This window comes from Actinomadura kijaniata, from assembly GCF_014138665.1.
GTDB lineage: Bacteria > Actinomycetota > Actinomycetes > Streptosporangiales > Streptosporangiaceae > Spirillospora > Spirillospora kijaniata.
Genome location: NZ_JACJIA010000005.1, coordinates 71,154 through 87,117, shown reverse-complemented (window position 1 = coordinate 87,117; position 15,964 = coordinate 71,154). Strand labels below are relative to the sequence as shown.

The 15,964-nt window shown below is 73.8% G+C and carries 17 protein-coding genes; 12 read left to right on the top strand and 5 right to left on the bottom strand.

The annotated features are described in order from the left end of the window. Positions 1-12 precede the first annotated feature (12 nt). From aceA to HNR61_RS20140, 5 genes are all read left to right on the top strand, one after another. Positions 13-1,296 (top strand): isocitrate lyase, encoded by a 1,284-nt coding sequence (gene aceA / locus HNR61_RS20160; protein ID WP_182844734.1) that lies wholly within the window; start codon positions 13-15, stop codon positions 1,294-1,296. 256 nt (positions 1,297-1,552) lie between these two features. Beyond that, on the top strand, positions 1,553-2,989 hold the full coding sequence (locus tag HNR61_RS20155) for a M1 family metallopeptidase (RefSeq protein ID WP_182844733.1): 1,437 nt from the start codon (positions 1,553-1,555) through the stop codon (positions 2,987-2,989). Between the two features lie 93 nt (positions 2,990-3,082). Beyond that, positions 3,083-3,871: an ABC transporter permease gene (locus HNR61_RS20150; protein ID WP_182844732.1), complete on the top strand. Its 789-nt coding sequence runs from the start codon at positions 3,083-3,085 to the stop codon at positions 3,869-3,871. Next, entirely contained in the window at positions 3,864-4,667 is an 804-nt protein-coding gene (locus tag HNR61_RS20145; protein WP_312897994.1) for an ABC transporter permease, read from the top strand. The genes HNR61_RS20150 and HNR61_RS20145 overlap by 8 nt, the downstream gene beginning before the upstream one ends. A 1-nt stretch (position 4,668) precedes the next feature. After that, a complete protein-coding gene (locus HNR61_RS20140) occupies positions 4,669-5,643 on the top strand; it encodes an ABC transporter ATP-binding protein (RefSeq protein ID WP_182844731.1) in 975 nt (324 codons plus the stop codon). A gap of 16 nt (positions 5,644-5,659) precedes the next feature. Here HNR61_RS20140 and HNR61_RS20135 read toward each other — a convergent pair whose 3' ends face one another. Further along, the gene (locus HNR61_RS20135) at positions 5,660-6,130 is read right to left on the bottom strand and encodes a hypothetical protein (RefSeq protein ID WP_182844730.1); all 471 of its coding nucleotides are present in this window, start codon (positions 6,128-6,130) and stop codon (positions 5,660-5,662) included. A gap of 217 nt (positions 6,131-6,347) precedes the next feature. Between HNR61_RS20135 and HNR61_RS20130 the strand changes: the two genes are divergently transcribed. The 5 genes from HNR61_RS20130 to HNR61_RS20110 all read left to right on the top strand — a co-directional run bounded on the left by HNR61_RS20130 (position 6,348) and on the right by HNR61_RS20110 (position 10,551). Then, a complete protein-coding gene (locus tag HNR61_RS20130) occupies positions 6,348-7,040 on the top strand; it encodes a hypothetical protein (RefSeq protein ID WP_220509582.1) in 693 nt (230 codons plus the stop codon). A 14-nt stretch (positions 7,041-7,054) separates the two neighbouring features. Further along, positions 7,055-7,621, top strand: a complete 567-nt coding sequence (locus tag HNR61_RS20125) for a hypothetical protein (RefSeq protein ID WP_182844729.1) — start codon at positions 7,055-7,057, stop codon at positions 7,619-7,621. A gap of 164 nt (positions 7,622-7,785) precedes the next feature. Further along, positions 7,786-9,192: an aldehyde dehydrogenase family protein gene (locus HNR61_RS20120; protein WP_182844728.1), complete on the top strand. Its 1,407-nt coding sequence runs from the start codon at positions 7,786-7,788 to the stop codon at positions 9,190-9,192. A gap of 172 nt (positions 9,193-9,364) precedes the next feature. After that, the gene (locus HNR61_RS20115) at positions 9,365-10,114 is read left to right on the top strand and encodes a hypothetical protein (protein WP_182844727.1); all 750 of its coding nucleotides are present in this window, start codon (positions 9,365-9,367) and stop codon (positions 10,112-10,114) included. A gap of 44 nt (positions 10,115-10,158) precedes the next feature. Next, entirely contained in the window at positions 10,159-10,551 is a 393-nt protein-coding gene (locus HNR61_RS20110; protein ID WP_182844726.1) for a YkvA family protein, read from the top strand. Between the two features lie 36 nt (positions 10,552-10,587). On the opposite strand, the gene HNR61_RS20105 is transcribed toward HNR61_RS20110, so the two are convergent. From HNR61_RS20105 to HNR61_RS20090, 4 genes are read right to left on the bottom strand one after another with little or no spacing between them, the layout of a single operon-like run. After that, positions 10,588-10,917 carry a DMT family transporter gene (locus HNR61_RS20105; RefSeq protein WP_067831185.1) on the bottom strand — a complete coding sequence of 110 codons (330 nt, stop codon included), beginning with the start codon at positions 10,915-10,917 and terminating at the stop codon, positions 10,588-10,590. A 29-nt stretch (positions 10,918-10,946) separates the two neighbouring features. Beyond that, positions 10,947-11,804 (bottom strand): cytochrome c biogenesis CcdA family protein, encoded by an 858-nt coding sequence (locus HNR61_RS20100; protein WP_182844725.1) that lies wholly within the window; start codon positions 11,802-11,804, stop codon positions 10,947-10,949. After that, positions 11,801-12,673, bottom strand: a complete 873-nt coding sequence (locus HNR61_RS20095) for an LLM class flavin-dependent oxidoreductase (RefSeq protein ID WP_312897993.1) — start codon at positions 12,671-12,673, stop codon at positions 11,801-11,803. Before HNR61_RS20095 ends, HNR61_RS20100 begins: the two co-directional genes overlap by 4 nt. A 34-nt stretch (positions 12,674-12,707) precedes the next feature. After that, positions 12,708-13,829 (bottom strand): RsbRD N-terminal domain-containing protein, encoded by a 1,122-nt coding sequence (locus HNR61_RS20090; RefSeq protein ID WP_182844724.1) that lies wholly within the window; start codon positions 13,827-13,829, stop codon positions 12,708-12,710. Between the two features lie 142 nt (positions 13,830-13,971). Between HNR61_RS20090 and HNR61_RS20085 the strand changes: the two genes are divergently transcribed. Then, a complete protein-coding gene (locus HNR61_RS20085) occupies positions 13,972-14,766 on the top strand; it encodes a class II aldolase/adducin family protein (protein ID WP_182844723.1) in 795 nt (264 codons plus the stop codon). Positions 14,767-15,040: 274 nt separating this feature from the next. Then, positions 15,041-15,964: an RlpA-like double-psi beta-barrel domain-containing protein gene (locus HNR61_RS49980; RefSeq protein WP_182844722.1), complete on the top strand. Its 924-nt coding sequence runs from the start codon at positions 15,041-15,043 to the stop codon at positions 15,962-15,964.

The following is a 15,964-nucleotide window of genomic DNA, read 5'->3' as shown; positions in this document are numbered from 1 at the left end:
AAGGGCAGAACCATGAGCGACAGTCGCCTCAAGGGCGCAGCCGACGAGCTGCGGAAGCAGTGGGAGACCGACGAGCGCTGGAAGGGCATCGAGCGGACCTACTCCGCCGAGGACGTCGTCAAGCTGCGCGGCTCGGTCCAGGAGGAGCACACCCTCGCCAAGCTCGGCGCCGAGCGCCTGTGGAAGCTGCTGCACGAGGAGGACTACGTCCACTCCCTCGGCGCGCTGACCGGCATGCAGGCCGTCCAGCAGGTCAAGGCGGGCCTGAAGGCCATCTACCTGTCGGGCTGGCAGGTCGCCGCCGACGCCAACCTGGCCGGCCAGACCTACCCCGACCAGTCGATCTACCCGGCCAACTCGGTCCCGGCCGTGGTCCGCCGCATCAACAACGCCCTGCTGCGCGCCGACCAGGTGCAGTGGATGGAGGGCGGGGGCGACACCCACTTCCTGGCCCCGATCGTGGCCGACGCCGAGGCCGGCTTCGGCGGCGTGCTCAACGCCTTCGAGCTGATGAAGGGCATGATCGCCGCCGGTGCGGCGGGCGTGCACTGGGAGGACCAGCTGGCCTCCGAGAAGAAGTGCGGCCACCTGGGCGGCAAGGTCCTCATCCCGACCTCGCAGCACATCAAGACCCTCAACACCGCCCGCCTCGCGGCGGACATCTCCAACGTGCCGTCCCTGATCATCGCGCGGACCGACGCCGAGGCCGCGACCCTGATCACGACGGACGTGGACGAGCGCGACCGCGAGTTCATCACCGGCGAGCGCACCGCCGAGGGCTTCTACCGGGTCCGCAACGGCATCGAGCCCTGCATCGCCCGCGCCAAGGCCTACGCGCCGTACTCCGACCTGATCTGGATGGAGACCGGCACCCCGGACCTGGAGCAGGCCCGCAAGTTCGCCGAGGCCGTCAAGGCCGAGCACCCGGACCAGATGCTGGCCTACAACTGCTCGCCGTCCTTCAACTGGAAGAAGCACCTGGACGACGCGACCATCGCCAAGTTCCAGCGCGAGCTCGGCCACATGGGCTTCAAGTTCCAGTTCATCACCCTGGCGGGCTTCCACTCGCTCAACAGCGGGATGTTCGACCTGGCCTACGGCTACGCCCGCGAGGGCATGACCGCCTACGTCGAGCTCCAGGAGCGCGAGTTCGCCGCCGCCTCCCGCGGCTTCACCGCCGTCAAGCACCAGCGCGAGGCCGGCACCGGCTACTTCGACGGCGTCAGCACCGCGATCGCCCCGGACTCGTCCACCACGGCGCTCAAGGGCTCGACCGAAGAGGGCCAGTTCCACTGAGCCCCCTGCTCCCCCGGTCCCCGGTCACCGAAGCCCGCTGAGGACGCCGGTCCCCGCCCGGCGCCGAAGGCCCCCTCCGTCCTACACCCGGAGGGGGCCTTCGGCCGTTCCGGGGCCGGGCCCCGGGGGCGCCGACGCACGATCATGGCCGGTGGTTTTCACGGCGACCGCTATCGGCACCTCCGTCGACACATCCCCCGTCACGGGCGAGGGTCGGGCAGAACGTCTCGATCACTCGACGGAGAGGATCAGCACGATGGCGTTTCGCCGCCCACGGACTCTGCTGCCCCTGGCCCTCGCCGCCGCCTGCGTCGCCGCGCTGGCGCCGTCCGCGTCGGCCACCGCCCGCTTCACCCCGGGCGCGGCCGGGCTGGGCGACCCCTACTTCCCGTACCTGGGCAACGGCGGGTACGACGTCCGCCACTACGGGCTGGACACCGCCTACGACCCGGCCACCGACATGCTCAGGGGCCGCGCGGCCATCACCGCCCGCGCCACCCAGAACCTGTCCCGCTTCAACCTCGACCTGTACAAGCTGAACGTGCGGTCGGTCCAGGTGAACGGGCGCGGCGCGAGGTTCACCCGCACCGGGGACCGCGAACTGGTCATCACCCCGCGCCAGGGCCTGCGCAAGCACCGCGAGTTCACCGTGACCGTCGTCTACGACGGGGTCCCGCAGACCCTCGGCGGCCCGATCGTGTTCGGGCTGCCCTACGGCTGGATCCACACCCCCGACGGCGCGACGGTGACCTCCGAGCCCGACGGCGCCTCCACCTGGTTCCCGGCCAACGACCACCCGCGCGACAAGGCGCTGTTCACCATCCGCACCACCGTGCCCCGGGGCCTGAAGGCCATCGCCAACGGCCACCTGGTCAGGCAGTGGGACGGCCGGGACACCAGCACGTTCGTGTGGCACGAGGACCGCCCGATGGCGCCCTACCTGGCGACCAACTCCATCGGCCGGTTCAACGTGTCCACCACGCGGACGCCCAAGGGCATCCCGCAGCTGGACGCGGTCGACCCGGACGTGGCCGCCCATCCCGACGCGGTCGCCACGCCCCGGCACACCACGCGCGCCACCGACGAGCTGGCCGACTACTTCGGCCGCTACCCGTTCACCACCACCGGCTCGATCGTGGAGAACAACAACGTCCCGCCGCTCAACGTCGGGTTCGCGCTGGAGACCCAGAGCCGCCCGGTCTACCACCGGCCGCGCGCCGAGGGCGTGGTCGTCCACGAGATCGCCCACCAGTGGTTCGGCAACAGCGTCTCCACGCACCGCTGGAAGGACATCTGGCTCAACGAGGGCTTCGCCCGCTGGGTCGAGTGGTACTGGACCGAGCGGCACGGCGGCCAGTCCGCGCAGGTCTCCTTCCAGCAGACCTACGACAACCCGCCCGCGAGCCCGCCCGGACGCCCGGCGTTCTGGGACGTGGTGGTCGCCGACCCGACCCGCGACCAGATGTTCCACGGCGCGGTCTACTCGCGCGGCGGACTGACGCTCCAGGCGCTCCGCCAGAAGATCGGCGACGAGAGGTTCCTGCGGCTGGTGCGCACCTGGGTGGTGCAGCAGCGGTACTCGACCGCCACCACCGAGGAGTTCATCTCGCTCGCCGAGAAGATCTCGGGGCGGCAGCTGGACGACTTCTTCCGGGTGTGGATCTTCACGCCGGGCAAGCCGACCGGCTGGTGACGCCGGGCTGACCCCGGGCGCACCCGGGTCTGGCCACAGCAGGACCGCGCAGGGCTCCTCCGACCTCCCGGAGGAGCCCTATGCTTTCGGCAAGTGGGCGTTCTTCCGTGGGTGGCGTGGTACGGGTTCCGGCGGCACTCCGCCTATCCGCTGAGCGCCCTCGCCGAGGCGACCTCCAACGTCGCGTTCGGATTCGTCCGCGCGTTCGTCCTCATGGCGCTGTGGAACGCCCGGCCCTCCCTCGGCGGCTACGACGTCACCGACGCGGTCACGTTCTGCTTCCTCACCCAGGCGCTCATCGGCCCGGTGCAGATCTTCGGCGGGCTGGAGCTCACCCAGCGCATCCGCGACGGCGACGTCGCGGTGGACCTGCACCGGCCCGTGGACCTCCAGGGCTGGTGGCTGGCCGACGACCTGGCGCGGGCGGCGGCGACGCTGCTGCTGCGCGGCGGTCCCCCGCTGGTGGCGGGCGCGATGGTGTTCCCGCTGCGCTGGCCCGGGCCGGGGACGCTGGCGGCGTTCGGCGTCGCGCTGCTGCTGGCGGTGCTGGTGTCGTTCGGGCTGCGGTACCTGGTGGCCCTGGCGGTGTTCTGGGTCCACGACGACCGGGGGCTGGCGTCGGCGTCGCTGGTGATGGGGATGTTCTTCTCCGGGATGATCGTGCCGCTGGTGGCGTTCCCCGGCTGGCTCGGCGAGGCCGCGCGGGCGCTGCCATGGGCGGCGCTGATCCAGGTCCCGGCGGACGTGTTCCTCGGCAAGCGGACCGGCGCGGACCTGCTGGCGGCGCTGGGGTTCCAGGCGGCGTGGGCGGTGGCGCTGCTGGTCGCGGGGCGCGCGGTGACGGCGGCGGTGCGGCGGAGGCTGGTGATCCACGGTGGCTGAGCCGGTGCGCCTGTACGCGCTGCTGGCGTGGACGTGGATCCGTTCGGCCGCGCGGTATCCGCTGTCGATGGCGCTGCTGACGGTGGGCGCCGCGCTGGTCGGCGCGCTGGACCTGGCCGGGGTCCTGCTGCTGTTCGCGCACGCGCCGCGCATCGCCGGGTTCACGGTGGCGGAGGTGGTGTTCCTCTACGGGACCTCGGCGATGTCGTTCGCGATCTCCGACGTCCTGCTCGGCACCAGCGAGCGGCTCGGGCGGCACATCCGCGAGGGCACGCTCGACACGATGCTGGTGCGGCCGGTCAGCCCCCTCGTCCAGATCGCCACCGAGGACTTCTCGCCGCGCCGGCTGGGCAAGCTCGTCCCGGCGGTCACCGCGCTGGCGCTGGCCCTGCCCCGGCTGGAGACCGCCTGGACGCCGGGCCGGGCCGCGATGGTCGCGGTGATGGTGGCGGCCGGGGCGGCGATCTTCAGCGGGCTGTGGGTGCTGACCTCGGCGCTCCAGTTCGTGCTGATCGACGGGCACGCGGCCACCAAGGCGGTCACCTACGGCGGGTCGTTCCTCACCCAGTACCCGATGACGATGTTCGGGCGGGACTTCGTGCGCGGGGTGACGTTCGTGGTGCCCCTCGCCTTCGTGAACTGGCAGCCCGCGCTGTACGTGCTGGACCGGCCCGACCCGCTCGGGCTGCCGGGGGCGCTGCGGTTCGCCTCCCCGGCCGTGGCCGTCGCGGTGTGCGCGGTGGCGGGCGTCGCGTGGCGGGCGGGGCTGCGGCGCTACCGATCGACGGGGAGCTGAGATGATCGAGGTCGTGGACGCCGTCAAGACGTTCACCGTGCGGCGGCGCGCCGGGCTGCTGCGCCGGGCGCGCACGACGGTGCGCGCGGTGGACGGGGTGTCGTTCGAGGTGGCGCGCGGCGAGTTCGTCGGCTACCTGGGCCCCAACGGCGCGGGCAAGAGCACCACCATCAAGATGCTGACCGGCATCCTCACGCCCTCGTCGGGCACGGTGCGGGTCTGCGGGATGGATCCGGCGCGGCAGCGCACCACGCTCGCGCGCCGGATCGGCGTGGTGTTCGGGCAGCGCACCACCCTGTGGTGGGACCTGCCGCTGCGTGACAGCCTCGCCCTGGTGCGGCGGCTGTACCGGGTCCCGGCCGGCGCCCACCGCGAGCGCCTCGCCGAGCTGACCGGCCTGCTGGAGCTGGAACCGTTCCTGGACACCCCGGTCCGGCAGCTCAGCCTGGGCCAGCGGATGCGCGGCGACCTGGCGGCGGCGCTGCTGCACGCGCCCGACCTGCTGGTGCTGGACGAGCCGACGATCGGGCTGGACGTGGTCAGCAAGGCGACCGTGCGCGGCTTCCTGGAGCGCCTCAACTCCGAGCGCGGCACCACGATCCTGCTGACCACCCACGACCTGGGCGACATCGAACGACTGTGCCGCCGCGTGCTGGTCATCGACCACGGGCGGCTCGCCTACGACGGGAGCCTGGAGCGGCTGCGGGCGACCGTCGACGCGGGCCGGATGCTGGTGGTGGACCTGGAACGGCCGGGACCGCCGGTGGAGGTGCCGGGCGTCGCGGTGGAGCGGGTCGACGGCCCCCGGCAGTGGCTGCGGCTGCCGCGTTCGGTCAACGCCGCCGCCGTCGTCGCCGCGCTCGCCGCCCGCTACGCGATCGCCGACATCACGCTGCGCGAGGCCGACATCGAGGACGTGCTGGCCCGCCTGTACCGGGGCGACCACTCCTACGAGGGCGACCCCCTGGCCCGGTAGCCGCGCGGCGCGGTGGTCAGCGCCCGGCGGTGGAGTACCCGGCCGGGAGCGGCTCCTCGTCGAGGTGTTCGCCGCCCCAGCGGCGCGGGGCCCAGGTCGGCGCCAGCAGCGCGAAGCCCAGCAGCGCGTACACGCCCGAGCCGAGCAGCATGCGCAGGCCGAAGTCCAGGTCACCGGCGGGCGGGACGCGGGAGGGCAGGCCGAGCGCCCACCCGGGGTCGACCAGGAAGAGCACCGTCAGGCCCAGCAGCGTCAGCGCGGGGACCAGCGACACCAGCGGCGACGCCCACCGCGCGATGACGATCACCCCGGTGACCAGGCCCACGGCCGCCAGCAGCGCGAACGCCCCGTAGATGCGCGTGTCGTCGGTGATCTGCCCGCCCGCCCCGTCGAAGGACTGTCCCGCCTGCGCGTATCCCCAGGCCGCGCCGTACAGCAGCGCCGGGGTCAGCAGGACGCCGAGCAGGAGTCCGAACGCGTGCCGCATCGGCGACCTCCCCAGAACGAGGCCCCGCGAAGGGGGTGCGCTCATCACAGCACACCCACCAGCCCAACGCAGCAAATCTCACCTAATTCGACAAAAGGTGCACCAAAGGAGGTGACCGAATCCCCAAAGTGGGCCCAACCGCAGGCAGGCAGTCCGTTTTGATGGCGAATGTCGGGGCATCGGCGTGGCATTCGTTTCGACGGAAGTTGGAGGACACATGTCGACCGCCGTCATGGTCGTGGTCGCCGTCGTCGTGATCGCCGTCCTCGCCGCGATCGGGTACTTCGCCTGGAAGCAGTCGCGCACCCGGCGGCTGCGCCGGAGATTCGGCCCCGAATACGACCGCGCGATGGAGCGCCACGGCAACCGTTCCGCCGCCGAGCAGGAACTGATGTCCCGCGAGCAGCGACACCAGGAGCTGGAGCTGCGCGACCTCGACCCCCGGCAGCGCGAGCTGTACCGGGAGCAGTGGACCCACGTCCAGGAGCAGTTCGTCGACGCGCCGGAGACCGCCGTGGAGCAGGCCGACCGCCTGGTCACGGTGGTGATGGGCGAGCGCGGTTACCCGACCGGGAACTTCGACGAGAAGGTCACGCACCTGTCGGTCGAGCACGGCCGCACGCTCGACCACTACCGGCGCGGCCACGCGATCAGCACCCGCGCCAGCGCCAAGGAGGCCTCGACCGAGGAGCTGCGCCAGGCCATGGTGCACTACCGCGCCCTGTTCGAGGACCTGCTGGCCGTCCCGGCCGCGGAGCGGTCGGCGACGCCCTCCCCCGGCTCCGCCGCCGGACCCGCCGGCTCGGCCCGGTCCGCCGGCTCCGACCAGGAGCGGGCCGCCGGACCCCGGCACGAGCACACCACCCCGTCCGGTGAGCGGCGCGGCGACGAGCAGACCCCCAGGACCTGAACCGAGGAGCTGACATGCGCAACCCGCTGTCCCGTCACGACAACGAACCCCACGACCCGGCCGCCGAGGAGCTGTCCGCCGACGAGCGCGCCCAGGCGGCGGGCACCGGCGAGGCCGCGGTGACCGGCGACATGCGCGTGGCCGGGCCGCCGCCCGGACCGCGCCCCGACGTGGCGCCGCCCCCGGAGACCGTGCCCGACCTGCCGCGCGAGCAGGTCGCCACGCAGTTCCCCGAGCAGCCCGCCGCCGGGCGGGAGCGGGAGGACGACGGCGGGCCGGGCCGCCGGCCCGCCGAGGACAGCCCGGTGGACCGGCTGCTCGACCGCGCCGAGGCCGACCGCTTCCACGAGCGGTGGCGCGAGGTGCAGTCGGCGTTCGTCGACGACCCGCACGAGGCGGTGCGGCGCGCCGACGAGCTGGCCGCCGAGGTCGTCAACGCCCTCGGCCAGGCCCTCACCTCGCACAAGCGCACGCTGGACGAGCGCTGGCGCACCGAGAAGGACGAGCGCCCCGACACCGAGCGGCTCCGCCTGGCGCTGCGCGGCTACCGCTCGTTCCTGGAGCGGATGCTCGACTCCTGAGCCCGCCGGCCACCGCCCGCCGGGAACCCTCTCCCCGGCGGGCGGTCGCGTGCCGGCCGCCCGGGAGGCGGTGACCGCGACACTTCCGGTGCGGGGGTGGTGGTCGCCCGCGCGGCCGTGAATACTGAACGGCATTCGGTATGCCCTCGGAGCGGAGGTCCTGGATGCCTGACTACACGATGACCATCGACGGCCGGGCGGTGGCCGCCGAGCGCGACTTCGGCGTCGTCAACCCCGCCACCGGCGAGGTCGCCGACCGGGCGCCCGACGCCACCCGCGAGCAGCTCGACGCCGCGATGGAGTCGGCGCTGGCGGCGCTCCCGGCCTGGCGGCGCGACGAGCAGGCCCGGGTCAAGGCCCTGCACGCGGCGGCCGACGTGCTGTTCGCGCGATCGGAGGAGATCGGCCGGATCATCACGCTGGAGCAGGGCAAGCCCCTGGCCGACGCGACGATGGAGGTGGTCGGCGCCGGGGTCTGGCTGAAGTACTTCGCCGACCTGGAGCTGCCGCGCGAGGTCATCCAGGACGACGACCGGGCGTTCGTCGAGGTCGTGCGCCGCCCGATGGGCGTGGTCGCGGCCATCACCCCGTGGAACTACCCGCTGCTGCTGGCGATCTGGAAGCTGGCCCCGGCGCTGCGCGCGGGCAACACCATGGTCCTCAAGCCCTCGCCGTTCACCCCGCTGTCCAGCCTGCGGCTCGGCGAGGTGCTGCGCGACGTGCTGCCGCCCGGCGTGCTCAACGTCGTCAGCGGCGGCGACGACCTCGGCGCCTGGATGACCGGCCACCCGGTCCCCCGCAAGATCAGCTTCACCGGCAGCGTCGCCACCGGCAAGCGGGTCGCCCAGGCCGCCGCGCCCGACCTCAAGCGCGTCACCCTGGAGCTGGGCGGCAACGACCCGGCGATCCTGCTCGACGACGCCGACCCGGCCGCGGTCGCCGACAAGCTGTTCGCCGCCGCGTTCCAGAACAACGGCCAGGTCTGCTCGGCCATCAAGCGCGTGTACGTGCCCGAGTCGCTGTACGGCGACGTGGTGGAGGCGCTGGCCGCCAAGGCGCGCTCGGTGAAGGTCGGCGACGGCATGGCCGAGGGCGTGCAGTACGGGCCCGTCAACAACAAGCCGCAGTTCGAGCGGGTGAACGAGCTGGTCGCCGAGGCGATCGCGGGCGGGGCGCGCGCGGCGGCGGGCGGCCGGCCGATCGACGGCCCCGGCTACTTCTTCGAGCCGACGATCCTCGCCGACGTCGAGGACGGCACCCGGATCGTGGACGAGGAGCAGTTCGGCCCGGCGCTGCCGGTCGTGCGGTACCGCGACCTGGAGGAGGCCCTGGACCGCGCCAACGGCACCCACTTCGGCCTGTCGGGCTCGGTGTGGAGCGCCGACCCCGAACGCGCCGCCGAGGTCGCCGCGCGCCTGGACGCCGGGACCGTGTGGGCCAACACCCACCTGGCGCTCGCGCCGCACCAGCCGTTCGGCGGGTTCAAGTGGAGCGGCGTCGGCGTCGAGAACGGGCCGTGGGGCCTGTACGGCTTCACCGAGCTCCAGGTGGTGCACCGCGCCAAGGGCTGAGCCCGCGACGGTGATGGCGGGTCCCCCGGATCCGTCATCACCGTTTTCCGACAAAGGTCATGACATCGAGTCCGGATAGTGACATGACCACCACTGGCGGCTCGACGGTTGAATGGGACACTTTCTCCGCGGGGACGTGAAGCCGACGCATCGCCGACCGTGGAGGACCCGGATGCACACGTGGGACGTCATGCGCCAGGACGACAACGGCGTCGAGTACCACATGAACACCCACGACTCGCGGATCTCCGCGCTCGCCCAGGTCCTGGTGATGGAGACCGGCGTCGCGCACAAGCAGACCTACTTCGTCGCCGGTCCACCCGGTCCCGTCGTCCGTACCAACCGCGACCTGTACCTGCACTTCCTGCACCTGGGACAGGAGGCGCGGGCCACCTCGTGGTCGCTGTCGGCGTTCCTGCGGGCGCTGTGGAAGGTCAGCGCCCCGCTGAGCCACCGCGACACCCTCGAACCCGACGAGGTGGCGGCGCTGTTCAAGGCCGCCGCGACCGTCCCGCCCGCCGACTACGACCCCGAGTGGAGCACCCGCGACCTGGCGCTGCCCGGCGAGGAGCCCGACGGGTACGCCGACTGGGAGCGCGTCGTCCTGTCGCAGCTGGCCGACCTGGAGGACTTCCTGACCGCCCCGCCCGGCCCGCAGGCCCGGTTCGGCGTGCGGGCCCCGCGCCCGCCCGGCACCGGGCGCCGCGCGACCCCGCCGACCTGGTGCAACTTCGACCCGGCGACCTACCTGGAGTGCGCGGTGGCCGGCAGCCTCGGCGGCTGGGACGCCGCCGACGGCGCCCGCGTCCCGCTGCCGGGCGGGCCCGGCCAGCCCCCGGCCCGTTCGTATGTCCGGGAGATCACCACGATGACCTGGGCGGATCTGGCCCGCATCGCGGTCTGCGGCCAGATGTACGAGTAGGGCGGAACCGGCGGGCAATACCTCATGCGACCGGGGAGGTGACCATGGTCTGGGTCGGGCTCGCGTTGGTCGTCGCCGGGATGGCGGCGGCGTTCGGGTTCGGAGGCGAGGTCGGCGGGGTGAGCCTCGCCCTGGTCGGCGGGGTCGCGATGGCCGCCGGGGCCGTGCTGGCGGTGGCCGGGTTCCTGCGGCTGCGCCGGTCGCGGCTGGCCGGGGCGCGCGTGGTGCGGGACCACTACCGGACCAGCCGCGGCAAGACGTTCGCGATGATCGCGGCGGTGCTGTACATCGTCTCGCCGATCGACGTGATCCCCGACGTGCTCCTGCCGGTGGGGATCGTGGACGACACCACCGCGCTGGCCTGGCTGGTGCTGGCGCTGTGGCAGGAGCACTCGCGCCGGTCGCGGGCCAGGGAGGTCGCGCGCCGCGAGGGGTGAGCCGTCCCGGACCCGGCGGGCCCGGCCCCGGCGGCCTCAGCCGTGCCGGACGCCGCCGCCCAGGCTCATCACCACCACGCCCACCACGACCAGCGCCGCGCCCGCGACGCCGAGCGGGCGCACCGGCTCGTCGAACAGCAGCGCGCCGCCCACGAACGCGCCGACGGTGCCCAGCGCCGACCAGATCGCGTAGACCGGGCCGACGTTCAGGGCGGTCAGCGCCTTGGCCATCAGGAAGAACGACACCAGGTAGCCGACCGCCACCACCACCGACGGGACCGGCTTGGTGAAGCCCTCGGAGGCCCGCAGCGACAGGGTCGCGGTGACCTCCGAGGCGATGGCGAGCGCGAGCAGCACGTACGGCATGGGGGTTCTCCCTCTGGTCTGCGGGGTCGTCACCGGTCCGATCCTGCCACCGGCGCGCGGTCCCGTCCGCCCGGCCTGCCGGAACGGCGCCGCGCCAGCCAGACGCCGCCGCCCACGGCCGCCAGCGCGAGCACGAACGCCACGTCCGGCACCGCGCCGCCGACGCCGCGCGCCCACTGTTCGAGCTCGACCTCGCGGTCGGCGCCGATCGGGCTCGGCAACCCGGCGGTGCCCTCGGTGGCCAGGAACAGCACGCCGAGGACGAGGAACAGCAGCCCCGACAGCAGCGAGGTGGTGTGCAGGCGCAGCCGCCCGGCCGTGACCGTCCGTCCCCGCAGCCACCGGCGGCGGCCCAGGTCGAACCGGTCCCACAGCAGCGCCAGCGCGAACAGCGGCAGCGCCATGCCGAGGGCGTACAGCGCCATCAGCACGCCGCCGTAGACGGCGTTCCCGCCGACCGCCGCGACGGTGAGGACCGAGCCCAGGATGGGCCCGGCGCAGAACCCGGCCAGGCCGTGGACGGTGCCGAGCAGGTAGGTGGAGACGTGGCCGGTGGGGCGGATGCGCCCGGCGGCCTCCCGCGCCCTCCGCGGCGCGAAGCCCCGGCCGAGGATCTGCGCCGCGCCGAGGGCGATCAGAAGGGCTCCGCCGGCGGTGACCAGCTGCTCGCGGTGGCCGTTGAACAGCCGCCCGGCGACCGCTCCGGCCGCGCCCAGCGGCACCAGCGTCGTCGCCAGCCCCGCGTAGAACGCGCCGGTGCGGGTCAGCAGCGTCACCGGACCGGTGATCGAGTACGCGAAGAACGCGGGCAGCAGCAGCGCGCCGCACGGGCTGAGCAGCGCCAGCGCGCCGCCGAGGAACGCCGCCGGATACCCGATGTCCGTCATCGGCGAGCGGCGGGCGCCACGGCCTCGAACACCTTCGTGTCGGCGTCCCAGTCGGTGCCGGGGCGGGGCCAGTGGACGGCGATGTCGGTGATGCCGATCCCGGCGTAGCGGCCCGCCAGGTCGGCGAACGCCTGCGCCGACTCCAGCCACGGTTCGCCGGTGAACCCGGTCAGCAGCACCCGCCGCAGCCCGGCGGGGTCGCGCCCCTCTGCGGCGCACGCCTCGTCCAGCCGCTCGCCCTGCACGCGGACGAGCTCGAACGGGTCGCCGGCCCCCGGCCCGTTGGCCGTGGTGACCCAGCCCGCGCCCTGCCGGGCGGCCAGCCGCATGCCGCGCGCCCCCGTCGCCGCGATCAGGAACGGGACGCGCGGGCGCTGCACGCAGCCGGGCCCCATGTTCACCTCGCGCGCCGAGTAGTGGGCGCCCTCCACGGTCGTCTCGCCGCCGCGCAGCAGCCGGTCCAGCAGGTCCACCCACTCGGTGAACCGCTCGGCGCGTTCCCGCGGGGTCCACTCCGGGCCGCCGAGGATGCCCCCGTCGGAGGTGCGGGAGGTGCCGCCGGAGCCGATGCCGAGGGTGAGCCGGCCGCCGCTGATGTGGTCGATCGTCCGGGCGGCGTGCGCGGTCGGCACCGGGTGCCGGAAGTTCGGCGAGGTGACCAGGGTGCCCAGCCGGATGCGGGAGGTGGTCGCGGCGGCGGCCGCCAGCGTGGTGTAGGCGTCGTACCAGGGCGTGGCGCCCCGCCAGGCGGTGTGGTCGTACACCCACGCGGTGTCGAAGCCCAGCTCCTCGGCCCTCCGCCACAGGTCGCCGGCCTCCGGCCAGGACTGCATGGGCCAGATCACGGTTCCGGTGCGCGGCTCGGTCACCCGGGTCCTCCGTTCGTTCCGTCGCTTCGCTGTCTCAGCCTTCCGCGAGCCATCTTCGCAGCGCCCACCACCAGTGCGCCGCGTGGGGGACGGCGGGGCCGCCGCCGGGGTCGGTCAGGGAGCGGCCGGTGAGGTCGTGGAGGCGGCGCAGCCGGTACTTGACGGTGTTGCCGTGGACGTGCAGCGCGGCGGCGGTGGCCTCGATACGGGCGCCGTGGTCGAGGTAGGACAGGGCGGTCTCGGCCAGCTCGCGGTGGAAGGCGTCGCCGGGGTCCAGGCCGTCCAGCAGCTCGGCCGCCAGCAGCAGGCCGAGGTCGGGTTCGGCCTCGGTGGCGGTGAGCAGCGCCAGGTCGGTCAGCCGCCACAGGCCGGTGAGCCCGGCCGTCTCGCCCGCGCGCAGGGCGCGGCGCACCAGGGCGTAGCGGTCGGCGGCCCGCGCGGGCCGCGCCGGGGGCGCGGCGACCAGCAGCGGGCCGTGCGGCCGCGGCTCGGGCAGCCGGGTGACCAGCGCGGCCAGCCGCCCGTCCACCAGCCCCGCCAGGCCGTGCCCCTGGGCGGTCAGGACGCCCTCCAGCCCGGCGGCGGCCGCCGGGTCGGCGACGCCGGACACCACGCAGTGGTAGGCGGCGTCGGGGTCCAGGGGCTCGGTCACCGGGACCGGCTCGCCGTGCAGGAGCTGGCGCAGCATCTGCTGGTGGCTCTCGCGGGCGGTGCGGGCCAGCTCCAGCTCGGCGACGCGGTGGGCGTGGACCATCCGCTGGATCAGCACGGTGGTGACGGCGTCGATCCGGGTGACGCCCTCCAGCAGCGCGTCGGCGGGGACGCCGCGGGCGCGTCCGGCGGCGATGAGCGCGTGGACCAGGAACGTGCGGCCCGCCTGGAACCCGTCGAGGAAGTCGGCGACCGGGACGCCCTGCCGGGCCCGGTCGGAGCCCAGCGCCTCGGCCGCCGCCAGCGCGCCGGGGCCGGGCTCGCCGTCGTGCCGCAGGGCCGCCAGGACCCCGTCGGTCAGCGCCCGGGTGTGCCGCCGGGTCTCCTCCTCCGGCAGCTCGGCGACCACCGGCGAGCTGCCGCGCGCGGCGGCGACGGTCGCCTCCAGCAGCGCCGGGTCGCCGGACAGCTCCGCCACCAGGTCCAGGAACGGCCCCCGGTCCATCCCGCGCCCCCTCGTCCGGTCGTCCCGCCCCGGTGGTTGTCCCGGACCGACAACCGGTCTCGGGACCGTTGGGTCTCCCGACTCTAGGCGATCGGCCCGCCGGTGCGCTTTGGTGACGGCAGACAATCAGCGAGGAGAACCCATGCCCGACGACGAGAAGTTCCTCGAGAAGCTGCCCACCGACCTGATCTTCCGGCTGCCGCCCACCTTCGACAACGTCGCCGACGAGCGGCGGCACCGCAAGGAGCGCCTCACCGCCGCGCTGCGGATCTTCGGCAGGTTCGGCTTCGAGGAGGGCGTCGCCGGTCACATCACCGCGCGCGACCCCGAGCACCCCGACCACTTCTGGGTGAACCCGTTCGGCATGTCGTTCAAGCACGTGCGGATGAGCGACCTGATCCTGGTCAACCACGAGGGCAAGGTCGTCGAGGGACGCTACCCCGTCAACGAGGCCGCGTTCGCGATCCACTCCCAGGTCCACCAGGCCCGCCCCGACGTGGTCGCCGCCGCGCACAGCCACTCGGTCCACGGCCGCGCCCTGTCGGCGCTCGGCCAGAAGCTGGAGCCGATCACCCAGGACGTGTGCGCGTTCTACCAGGACCACGGCCTGTTCGACGACTACACCGGCGTCGTCACCGACCTGGAGGAGGGCAAGCGCATCGCCGCCGCCCTCGGCGACCACAAGGCCGTCATCCTGCGCAACCACGGGCTGCTGACCGTCGGCGACACCGTGGACGCCGCCGCCTGGTGGTTCATCACCATGGAGCGCTCCTGCCAGGTGCAGCTGCTGGCCAAGGCCGCCGGACAGGTCGTGCCGATCGAGCACGAGAACGCGGTGCTGACCCACCAGCAGATCGGCAACGACCTGGTCGGCTGGATCAACTACCAGCCCCTGTTCGACCAGATCACCCGCGAGCAGCCCGACATGTTCGAGTGATCCGCGGCCCGCGCGGCCGTCGCCCCCGCCCGTCGGCCGCGCGGGTCACACCGGTCGGACCGTTCACCTCTGAGGCCCCGCCCGAAACCTGCCGGAACTCCAGGCGTATCGAGCGCTTTCGCCTCATCCGCCTCACCAGGCGGCGACAACCCGTCCAGGCTTTACCCTCCACTGACCTTTCATTGACACGCTCCACACCCTAGACTCCAACCCGCCATCGGATCATTACTCTCGGTGTTCGATCCGTTGTGGGACGGAGACGGTGGAGGACGCGGTGAACACGGCGCGGGAGGCCGCCGACCAGCTGGTCAGGCTCACACGACTGGTGGTGCGGGCCGACGACCCGCCGGAGCCGCCCACCGGCACGGCGGCCGGACGGCGCGACACCCGCGTCCTGCGGCACAACCAGGCCGAGCTGACCGCCCGGGAGCGTCACGTGCTCGGGCTGATCGTGCGGGGCTGGTACACCGCGCGCCTGGCCGAGCTGCTGGAACTGCCCGAACGCGCCGTGCAGGAGCATCTGCGGCGGCTGCTGGAGGAGTTCGACGCGCCGCCCCCGGCGGCCCCGGCATCCGGGCCCGACCGTCCGGGACGCCGGAGCACGGTCACGCTCCTGGTCGCGCCGATCACCGGGAGCGTCCTGGTCGGGTGCGCGGCGGCGGCGTTCGCGTTGCAGGCGCCGCCGCCGCGGGCCCCGCAGACCGGGACGGCGCATCACGCCGGGGCGGCGCGGCACGCCCCCGTCGCCGACGCGCTCAGCCCCCTGGCCGCGTTCGGCGCGTCGCCGCGCGGCCGGTCCGGCGCGTACTCGGGGCTCCGGCTGCCCGACCACCCCGACAACGGCCTGCCGCGCGGCGTCGCGACCGCGACCTCGTTCTGGGATCCGGCCACCGCGCGCGGGGCGCGGATGTCCTACGACACGATCGCCAGCCCGTACTGGCCGCTGGGCACGCGCGTGCGGGTCAGCCACGGCGGCCGGTCCGTGGTCGGCGTGGTGGAGGACTTCGGGCCCGCCGACTGGGCGATCGCGCAGCACGAGGTCCCGGCCATCATCGACCTGTCGGAGAAGATGATGGCCCACCTGACCGGCAGCCGCGTCCACGCCGTCAAGGTCCGCTTCCAGGTGCTCGGATGGGGCCGGGGCGGCGTGTACCGGCTGTCGGGGCCGGGCCACGGGCTGGCGTTCGGCCGCGGGTGA

Bases quoted from the DNA above. Each gene is read 5' to 3' on its own strand.
- HNR61_RS20140 (WP_182844731.1), top strand. From the start codon at position 4,669: ATGATCGAGGTCGTGGACGCCGTCAAGACGTTCACCGTGCGGCGGCGC.
- HNR61_RS20090 (WP_182844724.1), bottom strand. From the start codon at position 13,829: ATGGACCGGGGGCCGTTCCTGGACCTGGTGGCGGAGCTGTCCGGCGAC.
- HNR61_RS20105 (WP_067831185.1), bottom strand. From the start codon at position 10,917: ATGCCGTACGTGCTGCTCGCGCTCGCCATCGCCTCGGAGGTCACCGCG.
- HNR61_RS20085 (WP_182844723.1), top strand. From the start codon at position 13,972: ATGCCCGACGACGAGAAGTTCCTCGAGAAGCTGCCCACCGACCTGATC.
- HNR61_RS20135 (WP_182844730.1), bottom strand. From the start codon at position 6,130: ATGCGGCACGCGTTCGGACTCCTGCTCGGCGTCCTGCTGACCCCGGCG.
- HNR61_RS20130 (WP_220509582.1), top strand. From the start codon at position 6,348: ATGTCGACCGCCGTCATGGTCGTGGTCGCCGTCGTCGTGATCGCCGTC.
- HNR61_RS20115 (WP_182844727.1), top strand. From the start codon at position 9,365: ATGCACACGTGGGACGTCATGCGCCAGGACGACAACGGCGTCGAGTAC.
- aceA (WP_182844734.1), top strand. From the start codon at position 13: ATGAGCGACAGTCGCCTCAAGGGCGCAGCCGACGAGCTGCGGAAGCAG.
- HNR61_RS20155 (WP_182844733.1), top strand. From the start codon at position 1,553: ATGGCGTTTCGCCGCCCACGGACTCTGCTGCCCCTGGCCCTCGCCGCC.
- HNR61_RS20110 (WP_182844726.1), top strand. From the start codon at position 10,159: ATGGTCTGGGTCGGGCTCGCGTTGGTCGTCGCCGGGATGGCGGCGGCG.
- HNR61_RS20120 (WP_182844728.1), top strand. From the start codon at position 7,786: ATGCCTGACTACACGATGACCATCGACGGCCGGGCGGTGGCCGCCGAG.
- HNR61_RS20100 (WP_182844725.1), bottom strand. From the start codon at position 11,804: ATGACGGACATCGGGTATCCGGCGGCGTTCCTCGGCGGCGCGCTGGCG.
- HNR61_RS20125 (WP_182844729.1), top strand. From the start codon at position 7,055: ATGCGCAACCCGCTGTCCCGTCACGACAACGAACCCCACGACCCGGCC.